Genomic DNA, 13,134 nt, shown 5'->3' with positions numbered 1-13,134 from the left:
AGGCTCGGGGTCGGGCACGGACTCGTCTCAGACGAGGATCATGCCGCCTTCGATGGGGATGATCTGGCCGGTGATGTAGTCGGAATCGGGTGCCGCGAGGAAGATGCCCGTCGGGACGATGTCGGCCGGGTCCGCCGCCCGGCCCAAGAGAATGCCGCTGGCCATGGAGTCGAAGCCGTTCTGGCCCTCGCCGATCTCCTCCAGCTCGCGGTCGAGCTTCGTCCACAGCGGGGTCGCCACCACGCCCGGCGCGAAGCCGTTGACGGTGATGCCGTGCTCGGCGAGCGCTCGAGCACCCGATTGGGTGAGCGAGATGACCGCCGCCTTGGCGGCGCTGTACGGCGCGAAGCTCGAGAAGCCCTGGCGCCCCGCGATCGAGGCGGTGTTGACGACCTTGCCGCCCCCGCCTTGGGCGATGAACTGCTTCGCCGCCTCCTGGATGCCGATCAGCACGCCCAGGGTGTTGACCCGCAACACGAGCTCGAAGTTCTGCTCGGTGACGTCGAGGAACTTCATCGGCGCGTTCATGCCCGCGTTGTTGAAGTACGCGTCGAGGCGGCCGTGGCGCTCGATCGTGTCGGAGATGCCGGTTCGCACGGACTCGCGGTCGGTCACGTCCACGCGGACCGCGCTCGCGCTGCCGCCGTCGGACCGGATCTGCGCCACGAGCGCGTCGGCTGCCTCGAGGCTGAGATCGGCGATGACCGCATTCGCACCCTCAGCCGCGAACCCGATCGCCAGTGCCGCGCCGATCCCGGAGGCGCCTCCGGTGACCACGATCGTCCGACCGCGGAGTCTGTCTGCCATCGGAGCTCCTTCGCTGCCCGGCTCGACGTGCACCCGTGTGCACACTGTTCACTATAAGTGAACTTGTGCGTTTCTGCACAGCCCCGTCCTGAAGTCCTTCCGAGCCGCGTGTTCGCGCGGGATTTGCACCTGATCGTGTTCCGCGGTGCGCGGCGCCTCTTGCGACTGCACAGCGCATGGTGTTGAGTCACAGTGGATATCGTTCAGTTCCCAGCGCGCGATTGTGCGCCGGGGCCGATGCGCGAGGGAGAGAGCAATGGCGTTCGTCACGGAGGGTGTGCACCACGTCGGGGTGACGGTCAGCGACCTCGAGCGGTCGCTGGAATGGTACTCGCGGATCTTCGGGTTCGAGCCCGGGCCGGTCAATCACGGCGAGGGACCGGACCTCGAGCGCGGCGTCCAGGTGCCGGGCGCGACGCTGTCGTTCTGCATGGTGCGGGTGGGCAACGTCAACCTGGAGCTGCTGCAGTACCACCGGCCCGAGGGCAAGCAGTGGGACCGCACGAACGGCGACGTCGGCGCCGCTCACATCTGCTTCGTCGTGGACGACATGGCCGCGGCCTATGACGACCTGCAGGCGCGCGGTGCCGTGTTCAACGGGCCACCGGTCACCCTGACAGACGGCGATCTGGCCGGCTCGCAGTGGGCGTACCTGCGCGATCCCGACGGCATCCAGCTCGAGATCTGGCAGTACCCCAAGCCCTGAACCCCGCCGAGCCCATACGCTCTCCGCCAACCCATGCGCCGGCGGGCGGTCGAGCGCATGGACTGGCGGCGAACGGGTGGGTTCGCGGGTAGGACTGGGTCAGACGAGCATGCGCAGCGGGTTCTCGATCCGCTCGACGATCGCCGCCAGCAGCTGTGCCCCCACCGCGCCGTCGAGCACGCGATGGTCGGCCGAGAGGGTGATCGTCATCACAGTGCCCACGACGAGCTGATCCCCCTCGACGACCGGCGCCTTGCGCGCGGCGCCGACGGCGAGGATGCCCGCCTGCGGCGGGTTGATGATGGCCGAGAACTCCTTCGTGCCGTACATCCCGAGATTCGAGACGGCGAACGACCCGCCCTCGAGCTCATGCTGCTTGAGCCGGCCGACGCGGGCGCGTTCGGCCACGTCGGCGACCGCGGCGGAGATCTCGCTGAGACTCAGCCGGTCGATGCCGCGCACCACGGGTGTGACCAGTCCGCCCTCGATCGCGACGGCCACCGCGATGTCGACATCGTGGTGCCGGCGGATCACCGTCTCGCCCCACGTCGCGTTCGCGTCCGGCACCGCACGAAGCGCGCCGGCGACCGCCTTGAGCACGAAGTCGTTGACCGAGATGCGCACCGACGCGGACTCGTTGACCTCGCGGCGCAGCTCGAGCAGCCGATCGACGCGGCAGTCCGCGACGAGGTAGAAGTGCGGCACCGTCGATTTGCTCTCGGTGAGCCGCCGGGCGATCGCACGCCGCATCCCGGTGAGCGGGATCTCGTCGAAGCCGCCCTCAGCAGGCGCTGCGGATGCCGCCGCGCGGGGCGCCGGAGGCTGGGCGGTCTCGGGGGCTGCGGTGTAGGCGGGCACCGCAGGAGCGGCATCCGCGCCGTCGATGTCACGGCGCACGATCCGGCCGTTGGGGCCGGTCCCGCTGATCGCGGTCAGATCGATGCCGCGCTCGCGGGCGAGGCGCCGCACCAGCGGGCTCACGAACCGGCGTTCGGTCGTCGGGGCGGGCTCCGCGAAAGCGGCGTCCGCCACGACCGGCGCCGAGGGAGCGGCATCCGCCACAGCCGACGTCACGGGGGCAGCGGGACCGACCGGCGCCGAGGGCACCGGTGATTCGTCGCCGGTCTGGGGACTGGCGGGGTCATCCCCCGTGACCGGGGCCAGCGGTGTGCCGACGGTCTCCCCCGCCGCACCGACGAGGACGATCGGGTCGCCGATCGCGACGCCCGCGCCCTCGGCCGCGAGCAGTTCGAGCACGGTGCCGGCGATCTCGGAGGCGTACTCCACGACCGCTTTGTCCGTCTCGATCTCGGCGAGCGGGGTGCCGACCTCGACCGGCTGCCCCACCTCGACGAGCCAGGTGGCGATCGCGGCCTCGGTCACGCCCGTGAGCACTTCCGGCATCCGGATGGTGGTGGCCATCACGCACCGCCCATTCCCGCGCGCAGGCGCTCGAGCCCGGCGACGACCTCTTCGGTGCGGGCGATCGCGGCCCTTTCGAGCACCTTCGAAATGCTCGGGCTCGCCTCGCTGCCGGTCACGCGCTCTACGGGCTGATCGAGCCAGTCGAAGTAGCGCCGCTGGATCTCGTCGGCGAGCCAGCCGCCGTACGACGTGCCCTGCGCTCCCTGCTCCACGATCAGCACGGCATTGGTCTTCTTGACCGACTCGCCGATCGTCTCCCAGTCCAGCGACGCCCGGTCCAGCCAGCGCAGGTCGATCACATCGGCCTCCAGCCCGCTCTGCTCCACCGCCTCGATGCAGTGGTGGACCATCGAGAGGTAGCTGATGATCGTCGCGTCCGGTCCTTCGCGGCGCAGGGCCGCCTTGCCGAACGGCAGCTGGTAGTCCAGGTCGCCGTCGGGGATCTCGTCGGCCCTCCCGTAGAGGTCGACGTGCTCGATCACGAGCACCGGATCCTCGAGGGCGAGCGCGGTGTTCATGAGTCCGACGTAGTCGGCGGCGGTCGAGGGCGCGATGATCCGCCAGCCCGGGCTCGTGGCGAAGATGCCGGCTGGATCCATCAGGTGCTGCGAGCCGTAGCCCGATCCCATCGCGACCTTCGTGCGCAGCACGAGGGGCACCGGGTTCACGCCGCCGAACATGTGACGCGCCTTGCCGATCTGGTTGAACACCTGGTCGGCTGCCACCCACATGAAGTCGGGGTACATGAACTCCACGACCGGGCGGTAACGGCCGTCCAGCGCCATTCCGCCGGCCAGCCCCGCGAACGCGTTCTCGCTGATCGGGGTTCCGAGCACGCGATCGGGGAACCGCGCCGCCAGCCCCTTGGTCGCGCCGTTCGTTCCGCCGGACAGACGGTGCACGTCTTCGCCGAGCACGACGATGCGCTGATCCTCCTCCATGCGACGGCCCATGACCGCCGCGACGGCGTCGACGAACTTGGACGGGACCATGTCGGCCGCATCGGTCGCCGGATCGAGCGTCCGTGCGCCGGCGAGCTCGCTCGCGTCTCCGCGCAGGCCGACGTCGACGAACGCGGGCTCCGGCCACAGTTCGGGTTTGATGCGCCGCTTGCCCGCGTTCTCGGGGTCGGATTCGAGCAGCTCCGCGACGGCGTCGCGCATGGCCTGCTGCGCCTGCGCGCGCACCGACTCGACCTCCTCCGCGGTGACCTGTCCGAGCTTTCCCATCTCGGCGGCGACGCGCAGCAACGGGTCCCGCTCGCGCCACTCGGCCTCCTCCTGCTTCGTGCGGTACCCGAACGCGCTCCCCGGGTACGGGCCGTTCTGGTGGAAGAAGCGGTAGACCTGGGCCTCGACCACGGCGGGGCCGGCACCCGAGCGCATCCGCTCGGCCGCCTCGGCCATCGCGAGATGCACCGCGAGCGGATCCATGCCGTCGACACGCCACGACGGGATGCCGAAGCCCTGGCCCCGCACCGAGAGGCGGGTGTCGGCCGTGATCTCAGACACGTGGGTCGAGACGCCGTACATGTTGTTCTCGATGAAGAACGCGACAGGCAGCTTCCAGGTGGCGGCGAGGTTCATGCTCTCCAGCACCGAGCCGATCTGGCTCGCACCGTCGCCGAAATAGTTGACCGTCAGGTCGGTGGTGTCGGAGTGCTTCTGCGCCCAGGCGTTGCCGGTCGCCATCGGCGCTCCGCCTCCGACGATCGCATTCGTGCCGAGCGCGCCGGCTTCGAACCACTGCAGGTGCATGGACCCGCCGCGCCCGCGGCAGTAGCCCTGAGCGAGTCCGAGGATCTCGGCGAGGGTGCGCTGCAGCACCTCCTGGATCTCGGGGGTGACGAGTGCGGTGAGGTCGGACCGGATCCCGCCGACGTGCGTGAGGGCCTTGGCCAGGAACTGGTGGTGACCGCGGTGCGAGCCGTTGATGGCGTCGGTGGATCGCAGGCCGATGATGGAGCCCACCGCACCGCCCTCCTGGCCGATGCTGGAGTGCGCGGGCCCGTGAACGAGTCCCTCGCCGGCGAGCTCCAGCACGGTCTCCTCGAAGGCGCGGATGAGGTGCAGCTGCGCCAGCATCCCCGCCAGCAGCGCCGGGTCGGCGGCCTTCCAGTCGGCGGCCGTCGTCGTCAGCTCGACCCAGGGCGTCCCGGACTCGAGTCGGAGGTGCTTCGGCATCGGAGTCGTCCTTCCTCGGCGCGCGGCGATGCGTGCCGCCTCTCACGATAGGCAGCATTGGATCCAATTGCAAGACTTCGACGGCCGGGAATGGACGAATCGATACTCACTGCTCTACATTGGATCCATTGAAGGTCGAAGACGATCGGGGAACGCATATGGCACTTCCTGGCCTGCGAGGGACGGAGCACATCGGCTTCACCGTGCCCGACCTCGACGAGGCGCACGCCTTCTTCGTCGACGTGATCGGCTGCCGGTACGTCTACTCGCTCGGCCCATTCCGGGCCGACGACGACTGGATGAGCGAGCACCTCGCGGTCGACCCGCGCAGCGTGATGCGGGAGCTGCGCTTCTACCGGTGCGAATTCGGCCCGAATTTCGAGATCTTCGAATGGGATGCCGCCGACGGCCAGTCTCCGCAGCCCCGCAACAGCGACATCGGCGGCCACCACCTGGCCTTCTATGTCGACGACCTCGACAGCGCCGTCGCCTATCTGCGAGAACAGGGCGTCCGGGTTCTCGGCGAACCGACCGCGAGCCGGAACGCGAGTGAGGGCCAGCGCTGGGTCTACTTCCTCTCGCCGTGGGGGATGCAGCTCGAGCTGGTGAGCTACCCGCACGGCAAGGCGTATGAGCGCGCGGGCGGACCCGCGCTGTGGCACCCGGCCAGGCCGGCCGAATGACCGCCGTCCGCCAGCCCGAGCACGGCGAGGCCACCGCCCACATCGCCGATGTGGTGCGCGAGGCCATCGTCCGCGGCGACTTAGCGCCCGGAGCCCGCGTGCGCCAGGAGCAGATCGCCGAGCTGACCGGCGCGAGCCGCGCGCCCGTGCGCGAAGCCCTGCGCATGCTCGCCGCCGAAGGCCTTGTGACGCTCGTGGCCAACAGCGGCGCCCGCGTGTCGTCGCTGAGCCTGCCCGAATGCGAGGAGATCTACCGTGTGCGCGAGCGCGTGGAGCCGCTGCTGCTGCGGATGAGCGCGCCCGACCTGGGCGAGCCGGAGCTCCAGCGCCTCGCCGAGCTCGCGGAGCAGATGGCACAGGCGGCCGAACCCGAGGAGTTCCTGGCCTTGGACCGCGCGTTCCACCTGGCCACCTACGCGGGAGCCGAGACGGTCGTGCTCAGCGACCTGGTGCACCGGCTGTGGAACCGCACGCAGGCGTACCGGCGCGTCTACACCGCTCTCATGGATGACCGGGCGCGGCAGACCGTGCACGACGAGCATCGCCTGATCGTCGCGGCCATCCGCGACGGAGACCTCGACAGCGCGGAGAGCCTGCTGGCCGGCCACATCCGCCGCACGCGCCGGCAGCTCGCCGGCCATCCCGAGGTCTTCGCCTCCCACCCCGCCTCGTCGGCGTCGCCGGCAGCAAGGAGATCAGCATGACCACCCTCGGATTCCTCGGGCTCGGCCGGATGGGCACGGCGATCGCCGGCCGCCTGTTGGCCGCCGGCCTTCCGGTGAGCGTGTGGAATCGCAGCGACTCCGCCGCCGCGCAGGGCCTTGTGGATGCCGGCGCCCAGCGTGCCGCATCCGCCGCCGACGCCCTCGCCGCCCCCGTGTCGTTCTCGATGCTCGCCGACGACACCGCCGCCGATGAGGTGCTGAGCGCGGAGAATCTCGGCCGCACCGACGTGCAGCGCATCCACGTGAACATGGCTTCGATCAGCGCCGCGATGGCCGATGTCCTCGCGTCCCGGTTCGCGGATGCCGGAGTGCGCTACGTCTCCGCTCCGGTGCTCGGCCGGCCGGAGGTCGCCGCGCAGGGGAAGCTCAACGTGCTGCTTGCCGGGCCCGCCGAGGCGCTCGATGTCGTGGACTCCTACCTCGTGCACTGCAGCGTGCGCCGCTGGCGGTTCGGTGAGACGCCCCGCCAGGCGAATGCGGTCAAGATCGCGGTGAACTTCATGATCCTGCAGTCGCTCGAATCCCTCGGGGAGTCGATCGCGCTCGTCGAGTCCCAGGACGTCGACGCGTCGCAGTTCGTCGAGCTCATCGGTGCGAGCCTTTTCGGCGGGGTCGTCCACACCGGCTACGGAGCGATCATCGCCGAGCGGCGCTACACCCCGCCCGGCTTCACCGTCGCCCTGGGCCGCAAAGACCTCGGCCTCGCCGAGGAACTGGCCGCCGAGGGACGCGTGGATGTTCCGATGGCCGACGTGCTGCGCGAGAGGTTCGAGACCGCGCTGGCCGACCCCGACCTCGCAGCCCTGGACTGGTCGGCGGTGGCCGAGGTCAGCCGCCGAAGCGTGGGCCGCGCCTGACTCAGTCCTCTTCGTCCTGGTACGTGTACGGGTTGGGGATCTCCTCGTCCACGGGGATCTGCGGGTGCATCCACTCATCCCAGGCCGCCTCGCCCAGTTCGCCGCGGACGTACTCGACCGATGCCGCGACTTTGTCGCGCACCGGGGCCAGCGGCATCCCGATGCGCTTGCCGTCGTACTTGACGACCTTTCCGTCGACCACGACAGTGTGCACGTCGGCGGTGCCCACCTGGTAGACGACGTGCGCGTACGGGTTGAGGATCGGCGTCATCGCCGGCGACTCGTCGTTCTTGAGCAGGACGACGTCCGCCTTCTTGCCGGGCGTGAGCGACCCGAGTCTGTCGGTCATCCCGAGCGTGGTCGCGCCGCCCATCGTCGCCTGCCACACGACGTCCTCGGCGCGCATGCGATTGACGTTGACCGTCTCGCCCTGAGACTGCGCCTCGAGGTGGTCGCGGGAGCGGAACGCGCTCAGGGTCGAGCGCATCGCCGAGAAGAAGTCCGCGCTCCACCAGACGCTCGTGTCCATCGACAGGGACGCCGGGATGCCGAACTTGCGGATCTTCCACGTCGACGGGTAGCCCTGGCCCGCGCTCTGCTCGCTCTCGGTCGCGACAGAGACGGTGCCGCCCGTCGCGGCGATCTTCTGATAGCTGTCATCGCTCAGTGACGAGGCGTGCACGTAGGCGACCTTGTCCGTCATCCACCCGCCGTCGTACATCTGCCCGATGCTCTTGTCCGTGGTCACACCCCAGACACCGGCGTGGGTCGTGACCCGCAGATCCAGGTCACGGGCCGCCCGGAACGCGCCTTCGGCCTGGAAGTCCGGGTCATCGGGCACATCGAAGGCCAGCTGCAGGCCCATCATGTCGTCGGGGGCGTTGAAGTTGCGCACGACGAAGTCGCGGAACTCCGGGGAGTTCGACCATTCCCACGGCGCGCCGAGGTAGTTGCCGTAAGCGAGCACGAAGCGCCCGGGGATCTCGCGCATCGCCTGGAGCGCGGCCTCGCCGTATTCGGGCGTGCGCAGTCCGTGCGACCAGTCCAGCGTGGTGGTCACGCCCTGATCGACGGACTCGAGCGCGCTGAGCAGGTTTCCTGCGTAGATGTCCTCGGGCCGGAAAACGTGGCCCCAGGTCAGGTAGTAGAAGACGAAGTACTGGCTCAGTGCCCAGTCGCCGCCGTAGCCGCGCAGCGCGGTCTGCCACATGTGGCGGTGGGTGTCGATCATGCCGGGCATGACGATGCCGCCGCTCGCATCGATCTCGAGCGTGCCCTCCGGCACTTCGAGCTGCGGACCGACAGCGCGGATCGTGTCGCCGACGATCAGCACGTCGGCGTTCTCGAGCACGCCGGCGCTGTCGACCGTGATCACCGTGCCCCCGCGGAACACGATTGGTCGGTCGCCGCCGAAGTCCTCCGCGTGCGGCGCGTCGGGATTGGTCATGGGATCCTCCTCGTTGAGTGACGGGTTCGTGAAGTGCGCGGGTGCGCGTCAGGTCAGGCGCCAGCCCCGATCGACGTCGAGGCTCACGCCCGAGACGCCGTGATTGTCCAGCAGGAAGGTGGTCGCCGAGACGATGTCGGCCATCGTCGCGAGCTGCGCGCCCGGGGTCCGCGACGAGTAGGCGTCGACCGCGGCGGTCTTGCCGGCCCAGAACGGGCTGTCGCCGATGATGCCGGGGTGGATCGCATTCACCCGCATCGGCGCGAGTTCGAGCGCCATCGTGCGGGCCAGCCCGTCGATGCCGCCGTTGATCGTCGAGACGGTGGTCGAGCCGGGGTACGGTGCATCCTTCGCGCGGCCGCCGAACAGGACGATTCCGGTGTCGCGAGACGGAGCGAGCCGATCGAGCAGGACGTGGACGGCCTCGGTGTATCCAATGAGCTTGAGGGTGACGAGCCGTCGCGCCCGGGCGATGTCGTAGTCGCGCACCGTGTTCGCGTCCCGCTCGACGGCGGCGAGCACGAGTCCGTGCAGCTCGCCGATGCTCTGCAGCTGCGCTCTGAGTCCTTCGGGCTCGGAGAGGTCGACCGCGATGCCGGACGCCCGGTCGCCGAGCTCGGCCGCGACGGATGCCGCCCGCTCGGCATCCCGCCCCGAAAGGATCACGCGGTCGCCGCGTGCGAGCAGGGATGCCGAGAGCTCGCGACCGATCCCGGACGTGCCTCCGATGACGGCGATCGTGCGTTCAGTCATGCTGTCGCTCATCGAGTGCTTCCTTCAGGTAGACCCAGTCGCGGGCGAAGCGGTATGCGTGCCGCGGGGGCATCTGCGGTGACTGGGTCTCCACCCAGCGCACCGGGGCACCGGTGGCGCGGAACGAGTGCACGCACCCCACGCCGGCCCACGCGATGTCGCCGGCGCTGAGTCGGTACTCCTCGCCGTCGAAGGTCGCGTCCACCTCGCCGTCGGTGATCAGGTACGCCTCCTCGAGCGGGTGATCGTGGGGCCCTGCCACGCCGTCGGGCTCGTACTGCACCATGAACATCGTGTGCAGCACCGCCCCGAGGTCGGAGTCGACCATCATCTTGAGCGTGATGCCGCTGTAGACCAGCAGGGCCGTGCGCATGCTGGCCGAGACGGCGAGCAGCTCTTGGGACTGCCGGCCGGGGTTCATGTGATCCGCCGTGATGTTGCCGAACGAGCGGGTGCGCGGGTCGCGGGGATCGACCGGCCTCGGGGTGCTCTGGGGGAGCTCCGCCGCGCGATAGGTGTCCCAGTCGTGCTCCGGCCGCGGGGGCGGTGAGAGCACGTCGGCCCATGCCGCCTCGACCTCGGTCCCGTGCCACGAATGCGGCACGCCGATCGGGATGACGCCGTAGTCGCCGGCGACGAGGCGCACGGTCGCCTCGGTGGTCACGAGGACGACTTCGCCCTCGAGGAGGTGGAACGATTCCTCGAACGAGTGCAAGTGCGTGGGGATCAGGCCGCGGGGTTGCAGCCGCGTGATGCCGAAGTCCGTGTGCGACGAACCGTCGGCGAAGCCGACCGCCCGCCACCTGCCGAAGCCGGTCGCCTCCGGGGCGATGGCGTCGTTCACGTACTCCGCGTCGGCCGCGCGACGCACGACGTGTCTGGCAGTCATCCGGCCTCCATCGAGCGCGAGACTGAACATCCATGTTCAGCACGACTAAACATCTCACTCACCACATAGTGAAGTCCGCGCGCCGGTGCTTGTCAAGGTCGCGCGCGCACTCGCCAGGTCGGCCCGAACCCATGCGTTCGCCGCCAACCCATGCGTTCCAGCGGCCCGGAGCGCATGGGTTCGCGAGGAGCGCGTGGATTCGCGCAAGAAGGCCCGCGCCCCGCGCACGAAGAAGGCCGGGCCGCCCGCTCGAAAGCAGACGACCCGGCCCGAGACCGATCGAACCGATCAGCCGCCGTACGACTCGGCCGGAGCGTAGCCCTTGCCGTTGTACTTCTGCACCTGAACGGCCGACACGGCGGGCTTGCCGTCCTGGGTGGTGTCGATCGTCGAGCCCTCGAGCATGAAGGGCGCGCTGTAGTCCTTGATGCTCATGAGGGCATCCATGAAGCTCTCGCGCGTCGGCTCCTCCATCTTCATGAAGGCCTGCTCGAGGGTCGCGGCTGCGATCCAGCTCCACACGCAGTGCGGGAACGCGGGCACGCCCTCCTGGTTGGTGTACTCCGCGATCGCATCGAGGAACGCCTTGCCCTCGTCGCTCTCGGCGAAAGTCGGGCTCGCGGCGGACTGCGAGAAGGCCACCGTGTAGATGCCGGGGAACGCGGCAGCGTTCACGTCGGGCTGCTGCAGGATGCCGCCGGGGCTCGAGGTGTTCGAGGGCAGGAACCAGCTGGGCGTCCAGCCGAGCTCCTCGGTCTTCTTCAGCGACGAGATCACGAGCGGGGTGATCGACATCGCGTTGAAGAAGACGTCCGCGCCGCTCGCCGCCAGCTCGGTCAGCTGCGCGTCGACCGAGGTGTCGGTCGCCTCGTAGGTCAGCTGCTTGACGACCTCGATGTTGTCTGCGCCGTCGATCGCGTCCATGAAGCCCTCGACGTAGCCGTTGCCGTAGTCGTCGTTCTGGCTCAGGATCGCGACCTTGTGGTCCTCGCCGGACGAGGCGAGCAGCTCGCCGAACGCGCCGCCCTCCTGCTGGTAGATCGGCACGAGCCCGATCTGCTCGGGGCTCTCGGCGCGGTCGCTGAAGATGGGGTCGCCGGTCATGACCAGCACCTGCGGGACCCCCTCGTCGATCGCGGCCTCGCGCCACGCCCGGTTGGTGGGGGTGCCGAGCCCGACGCCCGCGGCGAAGACGCCGTCCGAGACCATCTGCTGGAAGTTGGCAAGGGCCTTCTGGGGATCGTAGGCGTCGTCGTAGCTCTTGATCTCGATCGTGCGGGTCTTGCCGTCGCCGAACTCGATGCCGCCCTCGGCGTTCTTGACGCCGAAGTAGGCCAGAGCTCCGTCGACGGTGCAGTTTCCGGGGCCGGCGGTCGGGCCGGTCAGCGGGCTCGTGATGCCGAACGTCAGCGTCGTGTCGGTGATGCCCGGGCTGGCTTCGGCGGGTCCCTCGGTGGCGTCGCCGCTGGCGCCCCCACCGGCGTCTCCGCCGCGGGCGCACCCGGCGACGAGGACGGCGACGATGCCGATGCCTGCGACGACGGAGGTCATCCGCAGTCTCTTGTGCGTGGTGCTCATGTGTCCTGCCTCTTTCCTTCTGACTGTGTGGGTGGGTTGGGTACGGACGTGGGGTCGGCTTGCGTCGGTGAGACCGTGGCTGTGCCGGCTCGGGATGCCGCGGCACCGCCGGCCGGCATCCCTCGGTTCTCGCTCTTGCGGCGTCGCCACAGCCGCGGCAGCGAAACGAGCCCGCCGGGGAGGACGAACAGGATCACGAGCAGGATCACGCCCTGCAGCACCGTGGTGAGGCTCGAGTCGATGTTGTTCGTGACCACCGGTGCGAGGACGTAGTAGGCGCCGCCCAGCAGCGACCCGATGATGCTTCCCGCACCGCCGATCACCATGGCGGCCACCAGCGTGATCGAGTGGCCGAAGCTCATGGTCTCGGGCGAGGTGTACTGGATCACCACCATGTAGAGGAATCCGCTGACGCCGCCGATGAGCGAGGCGATCGTGAACGCGAGCACCTTGTACCGGTACGGCGAGATGCCCATCGACGACGCCACGGCTTCGTTGCCCTTGACGATCGCGAACGCGCGCCCGTACTTGCCGCGCACGAGATTGCGGGTGAGGAGGAACACGATCCCGGCGACGAGGATCACGATGTACAGCTGCCACTGGTCGTCGTACAGACCGGTCCACTCCGGCGCTGCCGAGAACCGGGCCGAGAGACCCTGCGATCCGCCGGTGAACTCCGACAGCCGCTTGGCCAGCGGCACCCCGATGATCGGCAGCGCGATCGTGACCATGGCGATCGCGAGGCCGCCGAGGCGGGCGGCCGCCAGGGCGATGAGCAGTCCGATCACGCCGGGGATCAGCACGGCCAGGATGAACACGAGCGCGATGTTCCATCCCTGCTGCACGCCGTAGGCGGTGACGTATGCCCCGACGCCCACGAAGAAGATCTGACCGAGCGAGACCTGCCCGGTGTAGCCCATCACGACGTTCAAGCCCAGGACCGCGACGGCGAACACGCCGATGCGCGCGAGCGTCTGGTTGGTATAGGCGTCGAAGATCAGCGGCGCGACCGCGAGCAGGATCACGACGAGTGCGACCAGTGCCCCCCGCACCCACGGCCTGCTCAGAAACGCAGTCACGG

12 protein-coding genes are annotated in these 13,134 nt (G+C 69.4%); 4 read left to right on the top strand and 8 right to left on the bottom strand.

All coding sequences use genetic code 11. From position 1 onward, the window contains the following. Positions 1–27: 27 nt before the first annotated feature. Positions 28–807, bottom strand: coding sequence for an SDR family NAD(P)-dependent oxidoreductase (locus RWQ91_RS06820; RefSeq protein WP_314503959.1), 780 nt, complete (start codon positions 805–807; stop codon positions 28–30). Positions 808–1,063: 256 nt separating this feature from the next. Between RWQ91_RS06820 and RWQ91_RS06815 the strand changes: the two genes are divergently transcribed. After that, a complete protein-coding gene (locus RWQ91_RS06815; RefSeq protein WP_314503956.1) occupies positions 1,064–1,513 on the top strand; it encodes a VOC family protein in 450 nt (149 codons plus the stop codon). 99 nt (positions 1,514–1,612) lie between these two features. Here the strand turns inward: RWQ91_RS06815 and RWQ91_RS06810 are convergent, their stop codons facing one another. Then, positions 1,613–2,935: a dihydrolipoamide acetyltransferase family protein gene (locus RWQ91_RS06810; protein WP_314503955.1), complete on the bottom strand. Its 1,323-nt coding sequence runs from the start codon at positions 2,933–2,935 to the stop codon at positions 1,613–1,615. Next, the gene (locus RWQ91_RS06805; RefSeq protein ID WP_314503954.1) at positions 2,935–5,121 is read right to left on the bottom strand and encodes a thiamine pyrophosphate-dependent enzyme; all 2,187 of its coding nucleotides are present in this window, start codon (positions 5,119–5,121) and stop codon (positions 2,935–2,937) included. The genes RWQ91_RS06810 and RWQ91_RS06805 overlap by 1 nt, the downstream gene beginning before the upstream one ends. Before the next feature lie 158 nt (positions 5,122–5,279). On the opposite strand from RWQ91_RS06805, the gene RWQ91_RS06800 reads away from it, so the two are divergent. Genes RWQ91_RS06800 through RWQ91_RS06790 form a run of 3 tightly spaced genes read left to right on the top strand, consistent with a single transcriptional unit; the run spans position 5,280 to position 7,386 of the window. Next, positions 5,280–5,804 carry a VOC family protein gene (locus RWQ91_RS06800; RefSeq protein ID WP_314503952.1) on the top strand — a complete coding sequence of 175 codons (525 nt, stop codon included), beginning with the start codon at positions 5,280–5,282 and terminating at the stop codon, positions 5,802–5,804. Continuing rightward, complete coding sequence (locus RWQ91_RS06795; RefSeq protein ID WP_314503950.1) at positions 5,801–6,508, top strand: GntR family transcriptional regulator; 708 nt, start codon at positions 5,801–5,803, stop codon at positions 6,506–6,508. The genes RWQ91_RS06800 and RWQ91_RS06795 overlap by 4 nt, the downstream gene beginning before the upstream one ends. Next, positions 6,505–7,386: an NAD(P)-dependent oxidoreductase gene (locus RWQ91_RS06790; RefSeq protein ID WP_314503949.1), complete on the top strand. Its 882-nt coding sequence runs from the start codon at positions 6,505–6,507 to the stop codon at positions 7,384–7,386. Before RWQ91_RS06795 ends, RWQ91_RS06790 begins: the two co-directional genes overlap by 4 nt. A 1-nt stretch (position 7,387) precedes the next feature. Here RWQ91_RS06790 and RWQ91_RS06785 read toward each other — a convergent pair whose 3' ends face one another. The 5 genes from RWQ91_RS06785 to RWQ91_RS06765 all read right to left on the bottom strand — a co-directional run bounded on the left by RWQ91_RS06785 (position 7,388) and on the right by RWQ91_RS06765 (position 13,132). Continuing rightward, on the bottom strand, positions 7,388–8,833 hold the full coding sequence (locus RWQ91_RS06785) for an amidohydrolase family protein (protein ID WP_314503947.1): 1,446 nt from the start codon (positions 8,831–8,833) through the stop codon (positions 7,388–7,390). 48 nt (positions 8,834–8,881) lie between these two features. Beyond that, entirely contained in the window at positions 8,882–9,586 is a 705-nt protein-coding gene (locus tag RWQ91_RS06780) for an SDR family NAD(P)-dependent oxidoreductase (protein WP_314503945.1), read from the bottom strand. Beyond that, positions 9,579–10,475: a cupin domain-containing protein gene (locus RWQ91_RS06775; protein ID WP_314503942.1), complete on the bottom strand. Its 897-nt coding sequence runs from the start codon at positions 10,473–10,475 to the stop codon at positions 9,579–9,581. Before RWQ91_RS06775 ends, RWQ91_RS06780 begins: the two co-directional genes overlap by 8 nt. A gap of 288 nt (positions 10,476–10,763) precedes the next feature. After that, on the bottom strand, positions 10,764–12,053 hold the full coding sequence (locus tag RWQ91_RS06770) for an ABC transporter substrate-binding protein (RefSeq protein WP_314503941.1): 1,290 nt from the start codon (positions 12,051–12,053) through the stop codon (positions 10,764–10,766). Then, positions 12,050–13,132, bottom strand: coding sequence for a branched-chain amino acid ABC transporter permease (locus RWQ91_RS06765; RefSeq protein ID WP_314503939.1), 1,083 nt, complete (start codon positions 13,130–13,132; stop codon positions 12,050–12,052). Before RWQ91_RS06765 ends, RWQ91_RS06770 begins: the two co-directional genes overlap by 4 nt. Positions 13,133–13,134: the final 2 nt, after the last annotated feature.

The sequence above is a fragment of the uncultured Microbacterium sp. genome (assembly GCF_963524805.1).
Taxonomy (GTDB): Bacteria; Actinomycetota; Actinomycetes; order Actinomycetales; family Microbacteriaceae; genus Microbacterium.
Note: the sequence above shows the minus strand (reverse complement) of the source record. Positions and strands in the feature narration are given on the sequence as shown.

Excerpts from the sequence above, each read along its gene's own strand:
- RWQ91_RS06780 (WP_314503945.1), bottom strand. The coding sequence starts at position 9,586 with ATGACTGAACGCACGATCGCCGTCATCGGAGGCACGTCCGGGATCGGT.
- RWQ91_RS06820 (WP_314503959.1), bottom strand. The coding sequence starts at position 807 with ATGGCAGACAGACTCCGCGGTCGGACGATCGTGGTCACCGGAGGCGCC.
- RWQ91_RS06815 (WP_314503956.1), top strand. The coding sequence starts at position 1,064 with ATGGCGTTCGTCACGGAGGGTGTGCACCACGTCGGGGTGACGGTCAGC.
- RWQ91_RS06770 (WP_314503941.1), bottom strand. The coding sequence starts at position 12,053 with ATGAGCACCACGCACAAGAGACTGCGGATGACCTCCGTCGTCGCAGGC.
- RWQ91_RS06795 (WP_314503950.1), top strand. The coding sequence starts at position 5,801 with ATGACCGCCGTCCGCCAGCCCGAGCACGGCGAGGCCACCGCCCACATC.
- RWQ91_RS06800 (WP_314503952.1), top strand. The coding sequence starts at position 5,280 with ATGGCACTTCCTGGCCTGCGAGGGACGGAGCACATCGGCTTCACCGTG.
- RWQ91_RS06805 (WP_314503954.1), bottom strand. The coding sequence starts at position 5,121 with ATGCCGAAGCACCTCCGACTCGAGTCCGGGACGCCCTGGGTCGAGCTG.
- RWQ91_RS06775 (WP_314503942.1), bottom strand. The coding sequence starts at position 10,475 with ATGACTGCCAGACACGTCGTGCGTCGCGCGGCCGACGCGGAGTACGTG.
- RWQ91_RS06790 (WP_314503949.1), top strand. The coding sequence starts at position 6,505 with ATGACCACCCTCGGATTCCTCGGGCTCGGCCGGATGGGCACGGCGATC.
- RWQ91_RS06810 (WP_314503955.1), bottom strand. The coding sequence starts at position 2,935 with ATGGCCACCACCATCCGGATGCCGGAAGTGCTCACGGGCGTGACCGAG.
- RWQ91_RS06785 (WP_314503947.1), bottom strand. The coding sequence starts at position 8,833 with ATGACCAATCCCGACGCGCCGCACGCGGAGGACTTCGGCGGCGACCGA.